At 47.2% G+C, this 10,844-nt stretch carries 12 protein-coding genes and 1 pseudogene; 7 read left to right on the top strand and 6 right to left on the bottom strand.

Translation table 11 applies throughout. From position 1 onward, the window contains the following. Positions 1 to 581, bottom strand: a pseudogene (locus tag RMO84_RS07520) (calcium-binding protein); the annotation flags it as partial. 853 nt (positions 582 to 1,434) lie between these two features. Here RMO84_RS07520 and RMO84_RS07525 point away from each other — a divergent pair. From RMO84_RS07525 to RMO84_RS07540, 4 genes are all read left to right on the top strand, one after another. Further along, complete coding sequence (locus tag RMO84_RS07525; protein ID WP_310487849.1) at positions 1,435 to 2,073, top strand: sensor histidine kinase; 639 nt, start codon at positions 1,435 to 1,437, stop codon at positions 2,071 to 2,073. A gap of 55 nt (positions 2,074 to 2,128) precedes the next feature. Further along, positions 2,129 to 2,788 (top strand): response regulator transcription factor, encoded by a 660-nt coding sequence (locus tag RMO84_RS07530; protein ID WP_310487850.1) that lies wholly within the window; start codon positions 2,129 to 2,131, stop codon positions 2,786 to 2,788. Positions 2,789 to 2,837: 49 nt separating this feature from the next. After that, positions 2,838 to 3,596, top strand: coding sequence for a glutathione S-transferase family protein (locus tag RMO84_RS07535; protein WP_310487851.1), 759 nt, complete (start codon positions 2,838 to 2,840; stop codon positions 3,594 to 3,596). A 96-nt stretch (positions 3,597 to 3,692) separates the two neighbouring features. Beyond that, the gene (locus RMO84_RS07540) at positions 3,693 to 3,854 is read left to right on the top strand and encodes a hypothetical protein (protein ID WP_310487852.1); all 162 of its coding nucleotides are present in this window, start codon (positions 3,693 to 3,695) and stop codon (positions 3,852 to 3,854) included. A gap of 344 nt (positions 3,855 to 4,198) precedes the next feature. On the opposite strand, the gene pheS is transcribed toward RMO84_RS07540, so the two are convergent. From pheS to RMO84_RS07565, 5 genes are all read right to left on the bottom strand, one after another. Next, positions 4,199 to 5,191, bottom strand: a complete 993-nt coding sequence (pheS, locus tag RMO84_RS07545; RefSeq protein ID WP_310487853.1) for a phenylalanine--tRNA ligase subunit alpha — start codon at positions 5,189 to 5,191, stop codon at positions 4,199 to 4,201. Positions 5,192 to 5,351: 160 nt separating this feature from the next. Continuing rightward, positions 5,352 to 6,200 carry an Rpn family recombination-promoting nuclease/putative transposase gene (locus RMO84_RS07550; protein ID WP_310487858.1) on the bottom strand — a complete coding sequence of 283 codons (849 nt, stop codon included), beginning with the start codon at positions 6,198 to 6,200 and terminating at the stop codon, positions 5,352 to 5,354. 76 nt (positions 6,201 to 6,276) lie between these two features. Further along, positions 6,277 to 6,402 carry a 4-hydroxythreonine-4-phosphate dehydrogenase PdxA gene (locus tag RMO84_RS07555; protein ID WP_396135798.1) on the bottom strand — a complete coding sequence of 42 codons (126 nt, stop codon included), beginning with the start codon at positions 6,400 to 6,402 and terminating at the stop codon, positions 6,277 to 6,279. A 95-nt stretch (positions 6,403 to 6,497) separates the two neighbouring features. Continuing rightward, the gene (pdxA, locus tag RMO84_RS07560) at positions 6,498 to 7,538 is read right to left on the bottom strand and encodes a 4-hydroxythreonine-4-phosphate dehydrogenase PdxA (RefSeq protein ID WP_310487854.1); all 1,041 of its coding nucleotides are present in this window, start codon (positions 7,536 to 7,538) and stop codon (positions 6,498 to 6,500) included. Further along, positions 7,535 to 8,116, bottom strand: coding sequence for a GNAT family protein (locus RMO84_RS07565; RefSeq protein WP_310487855.1), 582 nt, complete (start codon positions 8,114 to 8,116; stop codon positions 7,535 to 7,537). The genes pdxA and RMO84_RS07565 overlap by 4 nt, the downstream gene beginning before the upstream one ends. A 161-nt stretch (positions 8,117 to 8,277) precedes the next feature. On the opposite strand from RMO84_RS07565, the gene RMO84_RS07570 reads away from it, so the two are divergent. The 3 genes from RMO84_RS07570 (at position 8,278) to RMO84_RS07580 (ending at position 10,794) form a co-directional block, all read left to right on the top strand. Next, on the top strand, positions 8,278 to 8,385 hold the full coding sequence (locus tag RMO84_RS07570; RefSeq protein WP_309736810.1) for a PetM family cytochrome b6-f complex subunit 7: 108 nt from the start codon (positions 8,278 to 8,280) through the stop codon (positions 8,383 to 8,385). 263 nt (positions 8,386 to 8,648) lie between these two features. Further along, positions 8,649 to 9,635, top strand: a complete 987-nt coding sequence (locus tag RMO84_RS07575; RefSeq protein WP_310487856.1) for an SDR family oxidoreductase — start codon at positions 8,649 to 8,651, stop codon at positions 9,633 to 9,635. Between the two features lie 241 nt (positions 9,636 to 9,876). Continuing rightward, a complete protein-coding gene (locus RMO84_RS07580; protein ID WP_310487857.1) occupies positions 9,877 to 10,794 on the top strand; it encodes an NAD(+) kinase in 918 nt (305 codons plus the stop codon). Positions 10,795 to 10,844: the final 50 nt, after the last annotated feature.

Here is a 10,844-nt window from a genome sequence, read left to right on the forward strand (position 1 = left end):
GGTGTTTCATAAGTACCAACTGTCACTTTTCCAGGAATAAAGGCATCGCCGCCCAGACTGCGATAGTCTCCGTCAGTTATATAGTGCCTGACTTGACTGGGATCGCCACCATTTTCAGTAAATTTATCGGCAGTCGCTCGATCTATTCCTGGCGATACAAATGTCACCGCCGAGCCGATTAAAGTGGGAAACGCGCTAGCTGTGAGTTGAGTTAACGATCCCCCCCGACTTAGTCCTGTGACATCTGGCTTGAATCCTTGGGGGTTAGCCTGTTTGTCGCTGGTAATGCTGCCGATCCAGTCTTGAATGGCTTGCTTGCTGGCAGTAAACTCTTCGTTCCCAACACTAATCGGATTTCCACTCGCTCCTCCTGGCAGCACTAGTACTGGTGGTTTGCTGCCATCCTTGGAGCTAAGACCAATTGCTTGGCCGCCATCAGAGTAAGGATCGAACACCCGATCGATTTTATAGCCAAGGGCATCAAATGCCTGCTCTGCCAAAGGTTTAGTTTTAGAATCTGAATATACACTAACTGCTTTCGATAACAGCTCGTATTGGGCATCAAATTGTGAATCGGACATAGTTATCTCCTCATAAAGTTGAGTTAAATCGATCGAAATAAGCTGTTTGACAGGTCACTGTCTCTCTCTGGTTCGCATCTAGCCATCCACAGGCATGAAGTTTCACTGCTCGATCCTGCTAGGAAATTAGTAAAAACACTAATGCTGACAGAGTACGTTTATACGCAAAATGCTACACGATTACACATTTAGTACAGAGTAACCCAGCTGCTCTGGATTTGGATATTAACAAAGGTCATATAAAATATGACAAAAGTCATACCGATCGATTACGCGATTGACTTAGGATCTAATAAATATCCATCATAGGCGCAGCCTCCACCTAAGAAAATCTCTGATGACAAGTCTACAACCCACTTACATCAGGATGCGACGTTCGCTTCTGATTATCGAAATATTCATTTTAGCTTTTAGTATTTGGGCGATTTGTACAAACCCTAGATTGCAGCATTCTCCATTTATAGTCGAATACACAATTTTATATGCGTTAGTATTTGTTTCCCTGATTTTATTTTTCCCTATTGACTTTGCTCATTGGCAAAGAAGAATTTATATCCTGCTGTCAGCTTCCGCTATTGTTGTTGCAGAACACTACTATTTTGATAGCTTTGCTCTCTATTGCACTTGTTTCTTGAAAGGATGTTTTTTGCTACCCAGAAAAGAAATAATTACAATTGCAATTGGTTTTACGATCGCAATTAGTCTTAGCTATATTGCCCGCGTGCCAGACATAATTCACTTTATGCTAAATGTAGATCTAAAATTATACCTAAATCCATCTAGGATGATAACTGGCTATAGTCTTAGTCATGTTATTGATTGTATATTTGTTCTACTACTTGGTAATGTTTGGGTGGAAGAGCAGAAATCTCGTGAAAAAGCCGATCGACTCACTAAACAAGTAGAAACGCTAGCCATAGACTTGGAGCGCAATCGGATCGCTCGCGATATTCACGATACATTAGGGCATTCGCTTACGTCTCTAGATGTGCAAATCGAACTCGCGCAAAGAGTCCAATCTACCGAACCAGCACGAGCGCAACAAGCGATCGATCTCGCTAAAAAACTCAGCTCTCAAGCTCTAGATAATGTCCGTCAAGCCTTGGGCACGATGAAGCGATCGAATTTCGATCTCACTGAAGCGATCGGTGCCTTAGCAGAGCAAAATCATTCATTTCAGATAAGCGTCGATGTCCGGTTCCCATCATTATCACTTCAATCTAGCTATCAACTTTATTGCATCATTCAAGAATCAATTACCAATATTCAAAAACATGCTGGAGCCGATCAGGTAACGATCGACAGTAGGATCGTCGATCGCGGCACTATTCTAGAAATTTGTGATAATGGTAATGGCTTCGATCTCGATCGACCTCATGCCGGATTTGGGTTGAGAAATATGAAAGAACGCGTGCAATGTTTAGGTGGCGAATTTCATCTTGATAGCAACATCGGCCAAGGCACACAAATTAAAATATTCGTACCGAGTTAATATTGCGCCTGCAACTTAGCTATCAATTATTAACTATCAACTATCAACTATCAAAATGATTCGCCTCTTATTAGTTGACGACTTAGTTATTTTCAGGCAAGGATTAGCGGCATTAATCAACCTCGAACTAGATATCGAAGTTGTCGGCGAAGCTAGCAATGGTGAAGAGGCAATCTCACTGGCCGAAACACTACGTCCTGACGTAATTTTGATGGATGTGCGGATGCCGATCTGTGATGGTGTCGAGGCCACTAAAGTCATCCATCAGCGGTTTCCGTGGATTCGGATTATGGTATTGACCACATTTGATGAAGATGAATATATCTGTCAATCGCTGCAAAATGGTGCATTGGGTTATATCCTCAAAAGTACGCCTTCACAACAATTGGCGACCACGATTCGCAGTCTCGATCGCGGTTTCGGACAACTCGATCCGGCGATCGCACTCAAGGTATTTGCACGAATCCCAGAGTCTACGATGACACCATCAGCTACATTAGCAGTGCTCGAACAATTCAATCATAATGAGATCGAAATCCTCAAACTAATTGGTAAAGGCAAAAGTAATCGTGAAATCGCTCTCGATCTGCACCTGACAGAAGGGACAGTCAAAAATTATGTCACTAATATTTTTAACTATTTAAATCTCCGCGATCGATTGCAAGTTGCCCTCTGGGTTGCTCAAAATCTCACTGATTCATATACTAATACTTAGCGTCAAGACAGCAATCGATCCATAACAGTTGCAAATTAGGAGAAATTTGATGCCGACTAACTTTCGACTGATTACGATTCCCGTCAGCCATTACAGTGAAAAAGCACGGTGGGCACTAGATTACTTACAAATTCCCTATCAGGAAATGGCGCACATGCCGCCATTTCATCGCAATGCGACTAAAAAGCATGGTGGTACGAGCGTGCCTGTGTTGGTTACAGATACTGGTGTGGCCACAGATTCGACCGATATTTTGCGGTATTTAGATAGGCTATATCCTGAAAAGTTATATCCGATCGATCCCAAAATCCAGCTACTCAGTACCGAATTAGAAACATTATTCAATAGCACTCTGGGCGTACATACCCGCCGCTGGGGCTATTCTTATATCATCACGCCCAAATTACTTTATCCGAAGTGGACTTTAGGCGTACCGTTTTGGGAGAAATTACTATTTCCGATTATCTTTCCTAAGGTCGGCAAGATCGTGCGATCGAATTTCGATATTACCGATACCTCTGCTACCGAATCTTGTCGAGAGATTGAAATTGTATTCGATCGAGTAGATGGCTTGCTCGCTGATGGGCGCAAATATTTACTCGGCGATCGATTTTCAGCGATCGATATTACCTTTGCCGCTCTCGCCGCACCAATCCTGCAACCACCAGAACACCACATTAAACCCACTCCGCTTGACGTTCTGCCCACCCAGATGCAAACCGACATTCGCAAGGCACAAGCCACCCCAGCAGGCAAATTTGCCCTGCGCCTGTATCAGGAGCATCGGTATCCAGTCGATCGCATTTAGACGCGATCGATGCGTAGTACAGGAGGTGATTTAGTTCACAGTAGGTCGGAAATTTACTAGTTAGATTGTAGAGACCCCCCGATTTTGGTCTCAATCATGCGTAAGTTTCTCAGTTATGGACTATTTGCTGCGCTCGCGATCGTTTCTAACGCACTCCAAGTCTGTGCCGAGCCACCACCAGCAGAACCAGTAATCATCTCTACTGGCGGTACTGTCATTACTACCGACTGCACTCAATGTTTGCCCCGCCGTTGGTAATTGATAGTTGATAATTGAGAATTGATAAACAGCGTTGAGATGAGGACAATTTACTAATTTCCGTCCTCATCTCAACTCGATCGAGACAAGAGCTTTACTCCAATCCCAGCGAAAGAGAGAATTTACCTCCGTGAGCCTCTGTCTTGATTTGCTGTCTTGTCGTTTTTTTATTCGGAGGGCACCTCCGAATAAAAACGCCGCTTCTTACGTCGGGGAACCCGACGAACGCAAATCGCTGTGTGTCCTCTGTGTCCCTCCGTGTTAAATACACACCCTGCCTGTCACCAGAAATTCTTCATCTTTTAACGGGAAAGGAGTATAACTGCGGCTTGTCGATCGAGCGACTAGAATTGTTTTAGGAAGCGAAGATCGCTCCCATACAGCTTCCGAATGTCATCGATTTGATGCAGCACCATTGCCAACCGTTCGACCCCAAAGCCAGCCGCAAACCCACTATAGACTTCCGGATCGTGCCCCACTTTAGTCAGCACATTCGGATCGACCATGCCACAGCCCATAATTTCCAGCCATCGCCCCTGCCATTGGACATCTACTTCGGCTGACGGCTCTGTAAATGGGAAATAGCTAGCACGGAACCGAATCGGTAACTCCATCCCAAAGGCTTGAGTCAAGAATTCTTTAATCGTACCCTTAAGATCGGTAAACGTCAGATCTGGGGCAATCGCCAGGATTTCAATTTGATGGAAGACGGCAGAGTGTGTAGCATCCACCGTATCTCGCCGATAACAACGTCCTGGTGAAATAATCCGAATCGGCGGCTCATTCTCTTCCATATAATGGATCTGTACCGAAGAAGTATGGGTGCGCAGGAGATTGCCATCGGGGAGATAGAACGTATCCTGCATGTCCCGCGCTGGATGATCTGGCGGCGTATTCAAAGCCTCAAAATTGTAGTAATCCGTCTCCATTTCCGGCCCAGTCGCCACCGTATAGCCCATACCGACAAAAATATCCACCATTCGATCGATCGTCGAATTAATCGGATGAATCCGCCCCTGGGGATAATACACACCGGGCATCGTCACATCGATCGTCTCAGCGGCTAATTGTGCCTGAATTTGCGCCGCTTGGAAGTCGGTTTTGGCTCGATCGAGCTGCGCCTGAATCGCATCTTTAACGACATTCGCCGCCGCTCCAATGGCCGGACGCTCTTCCGCTGACAGTTTGCCCATCCCACCCAAAATTTTGGACACTTCGCCCTTTTTGCCCAGATAATTGACTCGGAGCTGCTCTAATGCTTCTAGTGTCGGAGCTTGCGCGATCGCATCCTGTGCCGTCGCTTGGAGTGTTGCTAGTTGTTGTTCGAGTTCGCTCATGAGTATCGCCGTGCCAGATGTTCGCAGTTAACAGTTATGCGGTACCAGTTGCAGTAACTGTGCGCCAATCTAGATTTTAACTGAAGAGTACCGTCTTCTGTTCGATCCCGAACCCAAGACAAGATCTACTAGGTGGGCACGCGCTGGAACGGCTAACCTTTCAACGATTAGTCTCTAACCAACTCATCAAATCTGACACTCGATCGAAGTCCAGTAACGCTTCGCCCAGATTTTCTAGTTGTTCCAAATTTAGAGCCAAAACTTTAGTATTTGCTTCTACGGGTAGTGTCCCAAATCGGCGAGATAATTGTCGCAGAATCAAAGATTGACCCTCCACTTGACGCCCTTCATTCACTCCTTCAGCTTTGCCTTCAGCCTTAGCGTCTTGATAGACTCTGGTTTCTTGTAAGGTAATCCCAATCATTGCTTCTACCTCAGTTCTTGTTAAGCTGGTAAACTTGTAAACCACGATCGTCGATATTAGGTCTATTATTGCACGGCTATTTGGTAGCTGCTGTGACTGCCGGATGAGGGTTTTGGCTTTAGCAACTATCCGATCGTTATCTAGAATAGTCAGCAGTATCAGGTCTAAACCGAGTGGGGGCTGCTGAATTTCTAGCAGTTCATCTAAATAGATCCGTGTAATTCGGCCACTAGCAAGCAAATCGCTGACTACTTCTAGTCTTTGTTGCTCGACGCCACGATTGGGGTAAATGACAATAGACCGCCAATCATGAAATCGCTCGCGATTACGATAGAGATAAACGCTAGTTTCGCTATTGAATCTTTCGTAAAGCAGGTCGTCTTTTTGGAACTGAACCTCACAAAAGTAGATAATACCGCTGCGATCGGGCGGGAGGAATACACCATCGATCCGAAAGCTAGTTTCTTTGACTTCAATTGAGTCAAAGGTATAGTCAGCAGCATTTGAGGGTGGGTTGGCAATCAGCTCGAATAGGAGCGCGGGAGATTGCTGAAATAGTTGGTAGAAGATCGTATCGCGACGCATCGGCACAGAGAAATCGGATGTCCATTCATAATACAACAACCGATCGTCTAAGTAACTATAGGTCGAGATTTGCGATTTAGTGAGGAGCGCGAGTGGTAACTAACTTCGCAGCCAGATCGATCGCCGATCGCATACTCAGTGCGTCGGCAATTCCCAATCTGGCAATATCGAATGCCGTGCCACGATCGGGCGAAGTCTGCACGAATGGCAATCCAATTGTCGTATCGATCGAAAGCCATCATTTCAGGGGAATTGAGCAACCAGCCAAGCCAGGATTTAAGAGTGATGGGAACAAGTTTAGATCTGAGTTCTCGAAGCGACTAACTGAGCGGCTAGATCGATCGCCGATCGCATACTCAGTGCGTCCGCAATTCCCAATCTGGCAATATCAAATGCCGTGCCATGATCCGGCGAAGTCCGCACGAATGGCAACCCGATTGTCGTATTTATCGCTCGATCGAAAGCCATTAATTTCACGGGAATTAACCCTTGATCGTGATACAGAGCTAAATAAGCATCGGCAGCTTGGGGCTGGGGATGAGTCCCAAACCAAGCTTGTCCGGGTTTAACCCACATCGTATCTGGTGGTAGAAGTCCGATTAGCTCGAACTGGGGATAAACTTGGCGTGCCTGCACCAACCAGTCATCCAGCCAGTTCACCTCTTCCCGTCCTAATTGTCCACCTTCACCACTATGTGGATTTAGTCCCGCGATCGCGATCGAACCCGACTCCAAACCAAAATCCGACTGCAAACACTCTACTAATAACCCCAACTTAAGACTGAGTAGTTCGGGCGTCAACGTCTGCGGCACCTCTGCTAAGGGGATATGCGTCGTCGCTAACAAGGCTCTTAATGTCCAACCAGTGTGGGGAGAAACGCCGACAAATAACATCCCAAAGCGGTCTAGCTGCGCCTTAGCCGCTAGTAATTCGGTTTGACCGGGAAAATGATGTCCCGCTGCTAGCCAAGCGGATTTGGCGATCGGTGCGGTGACGATCGCGTCAAACTCCCCTGCTAACGTTCGATCGATCGCCAAATCCAAATAGGCAAAACTTGCCGCCCCACTTGCCGCATTTCCCCGACCGATCTCGATGCCATCGCGAATCGCTGGAGCCAAGGGCACATCGATAATGTTTAGGTCGGCTGGATTGGCTAACTCGACGGTGGTAGAGATCTGCTGGCGGAGGTAGTGATAGCGATCGATTAATAAGTCACGATTGCCGATGAGGGTTAGATCTTCAGCCGAGCCAGATCGATCGCCCAAAGCTTTGAGCACAACTTCTGTCCCGATGCCAGCCGGATCGCCCAAGGTGATAACGAGTCTAGGGTTGCTCATGATTGATTACTCGGTAAATAGATCGCTGCTTTTTTCCAGTCTTCAACATTCAAAGCGTAGATATCGTGCGCTACAAATTCTTTGTAAAGCCATTCGGCATCGCGAACGACACCTTGATGGGTAAAACCGAGTCGGAGCGGAATCGCGCGACTGCGGTGATTGCCGGTAGCGCAAGCAATGACAACGCGATCGAGTTTCAGTGTCGTAAACCCATAATTAATTAAACTGCGGCAAGAGTCGGTCATAATTCCCTTACCTCGTGCGGATTCAGCTAACCAATAGCCAATATAACCAATCCGATTCAATTGCTCGATCCGGTTAAATCCGACCGTCCCTACAATCTTGCCACTCTCACAAATCGCCGCTACCAAGCCTTCATGCTCGGCAAATTGCACGAGCGTTTTGGTAACAAAGTCTTGCGTGTCTTCCACCCGAGTCACAACATCCAGCCACGGCAGCCATTGGCGTAAATAACTCCGATTTGCATCGGTCAACGCGAACAGTTCTGGGGCATCGTTCAGTTGCAGCAGCCGCAACTGATATCGATCGCCTACTGGTAATAAAAAATCGCTACTCATGGCTGGACTGGTGACAAGTTTGACGATCTTAGGAAGGGATCGATCGCGTCCCAGTGTGTCGATCGCTTACTTCCAATATACTGTTACGATACATGAGGCGATCCCCGTAGTCGCGGGCACCATAAATCTGTTATTTAATAAATCTAAGGAGTTCTTCCATCATGGCTGGTGAAATTTTTAATGCGGCAATTTTGTCTTCAAGCTTGATTTTAGTCGGCTTGAGCCTGGGATTCTTGTTTCTCAAGATTCAAGGGCCAGAAGAAGAATAACCCACAATCAGCGATGGGAGTAAGATTAAACCCCGCTCCCCGCTCTCTTGAAAAGGTGCTTCACTTGCGGCTCACTTTTGGACGGGTTCTCCATCAAAAAAGGTGAGACCCCAAGACCATTGGGCGGGTCATCCGACCGTGCCGCACTTTTCGCTCCCCACTCCGCGCTCTAAACTCTTATGTGAATTATTGTTAACAAACATGAGATATTTCTGCTAAAATTTTAAAAAATAGTCTTAATAATTTTTAATTATTCTCTATAAATGACATTATTAATCGTTGGTGCCACAGGTACCTTGGGTAGACAGATCGCACGCCGCGCCTTGGATGAGGGCTATAAAGTCCGTTGCTTGGTGCGTAGTTCGCGCAGAGCCGCCTTCCTCAAAGAATGGGGAGCCGAATTAGTCATCGGCAATCTCTGCGATCCTAGTACCCTGGCACCTGCGTTAGAAGGTGTAACGGCGATAATTGATGCCGCTACTGCTAGAGCTACAGATGCCTTAAGCATTAAAAAGGTGGACTGGGACGGACAGGTCGCACTAATCCAAGCCGCAGTCGCAGCTAAAGTCGAGCGATTTATCTTCTTCTCGATTCTTGGAGCTGAGAATTACCCCAACGTCCCCTTGATGGAAATCAAGCGGTGTACGGAGCTATTTCTGGCGGAATCAGGTTTGAATTATACGATTCTGCGTCCGGCAGGATTCATGCAAGGATTGATCGGTCAATTTGCGATCCCAACCTTAGAGGGACAACCCGTGTGGATGACTGGCGAATCTTCGCCGATCGCTTACATGGATACTCAAGATGTTGCCAAGTTCGCCGTCAAAGCACTCTCGGTGCCAGAAACCCACAACCGGAGCTTTCCAGTCGTCGGCAATCGCGCTTGGAGCGGTCGCGAAATTATCAATTACTGCGAGCTGCAATCTGGCAAAGAAGCTAAAACGACGAATATACCGATCGGTCTGATTCGAGTGCTCAGACAAACGTTGCGATTCTTTGAGTGGAGTTGGAACTCCGCCGATCGATTAGCCTTTACCGAAGTCTTGGCAACTGGCAAGCCCCTCGCGGCTGATATGCAAGAAGTCTACCAAATTTTTGGGATCGAGCCGAAAGAAATCGGCACCCTAGAAGCTTATCTGCAAGAATACTTCAGCCGAATTCTCCGCAAGCTCAAAGAACTAGATTACGAAAAGAACAAACAAAAAGAAGTTCAAGCGGCCAAACAGAAAAAGAAAAAAATGATGTACTAAAAACCCCGCAGCCGGAAATAGAGAGTGATGCTAACTCAGCGATCCCCGCGATCGCTCAGATTGTGGGTATCGAATATGCGATAATCAGAATCTAGCTAGTAACAGCAATTTTGCGTACGCCCAGAGTCGAATCAATGGAGCGTGCCGCAGTAGCATCGGGAGCATTGTTAAGACGATCGCGCCATTGCTCTCCACAGTTAGAAATGTTTATCCAGAGCCAATTTGAAGTAGGACTGCATCCGTGCCAAAAGTAGGCATAATCTATAACGAGGGTAAACCCGTTGCTTGTCGGATTGCCCAGGAAATCGACGCAAAACTGACAGCTCAAGGTTGGGAAGTTCATTCAGCCGCCGCCAAAGGTGGCATCTTAGGCTACTGCCAATCGGATCGGCCAATTTCACATATTCCGATCGATTCACTATGTCCGCCAGGTTTTGACGATCGGATGAGCTTTGCGATCGTCCTGGGGGGCGATGGTACGGTTTTAGCTGCTTTTCGACAGGTGGCACCTTGCGGTATCCCCTTACTGACAGTCAATACCGGACACATGGGTTTTTTGACCGAAACCTACATCAATCAGCTACCAGAAGCGATCGAACGCACGATCGCGGGCGACTACCAAGTCGAAGAACGCGCGATGCTCACGATCCAAGTCAGAGAGAGCGACAGACTGTTGTGGGAAGCCTTATGTCTCAATGAGATGGTGATCCATCGCGAACCTTTAACGAGTATGTGTCACTTTGAAGTGACCGTCGGCAGACACGCACCTGTCGATATTGCCGCCGATGGCGTCATTCTCTCGACACCGACTGGCTCTACCGCCTATTCTCTCAGTGCTGGCGGCCCCGTTGTCGCCCCTGGTGTCGATGCGCTCCAGTTAGTCCCGATCTGCCCTCATTCCCTCGCTTCGCGCGCCCTAGTCTTTTCCGACACCGAACCCGTCATCATCAATTCTGCTAACCCCAATCGCCTGGTGATGGTCGTAGATGGCAACGGCGGCTGTTATATCCTCCCAGAATTTAGCATTCACATCGCCCGATCTCCTTACCCCGCCAAATTTATCCGCCTCCAACCGCCCGAATACTTCAAAATCCTGCGCGAAAAACTCGGCTGGGGATTACCGCATATCGCCAAACCGACATCGGTGGAATTACCTTAATTAGGGAATAGGGAATAGGGAATAGGGGATAGGGAGTAGCGAAGAGTCCT

Source organism: Chamaesiphon sp. VAR_69_metabat_338 (genome assembly GCF_031423935.1).
Classification (GTDB): Bacteria; Cyanobacteriota; Cyanobacteriia; order Cyanobacteriales; family Chamaesiphonaceae; genus Chamaesiphon.

Excerpts from the sequence above, each read along its gene's own strand:
- RMO84_RS07530 (WP_310487850.1), top strand. The coding sequence starts at position 2,129 with ATGATTCGCCTCTTATTAGTTGACGACTTAGTTATTTTCAGGCAAGGA.
- RMO84_RS07535 (WP_310487851.1), top strand. The coding sequence starts at position 2,838 with ATGCCGACTAACTTTCGACTGATTACGATTCCCGTCAGCCATTACAGT.
- RMO84_RS07540 (WP_310487852.1), top strand. The coding sequence starts at position 3,693 with ATGCGTAAGTTTCTCAGTTATGGACTATTTGCTGCGCTCGCGATCGTT.
- pheS (WP_310487853.1), bottom strand. The coding sequence starts at position 5,191 with ATGAGCGAACTCGAACAACAACTAGCAACACTCCAAGCGACGGCACAG.
- RMO84_RS07550 (WP_310487858.1), bottom strand. The coding sequence starts at position 6,200 with ATGCGTCGCGATACGATCTTCTACCAACTATTTCAGCAATCTCCCGCG.
- pdxA (WP_310487854.1), bottom strand. The coding sequence starts at position 7,538 with ATGAGCAACCCTAGACTCGTTATCACCTTGGGCGATCCGGCTGGCATC.
- RMO84_RS07565 (WP_310487855.1), bottom strand. The coding sequence starts at position 8,116 with ATGAGTAGCGATTTTTTATTACCAGTAGGCGATCGATATCAGTTGCGG.
- RMO84_RS07570 (WP_309736810.1), top strand. The coding sequence starts at position 8,278 with ATGGCTGGTGAAATTTTTAATGCGGCAATTTTGTCTTCAAGCTTGATT.
- RMO84_RS07575 (WP_310487856.1), top strand. The coding sequence starts at position 8,649 with ATGACATTATTAATCGTTGGTGCCACAGGTACCTTGGGTAGACAGATC.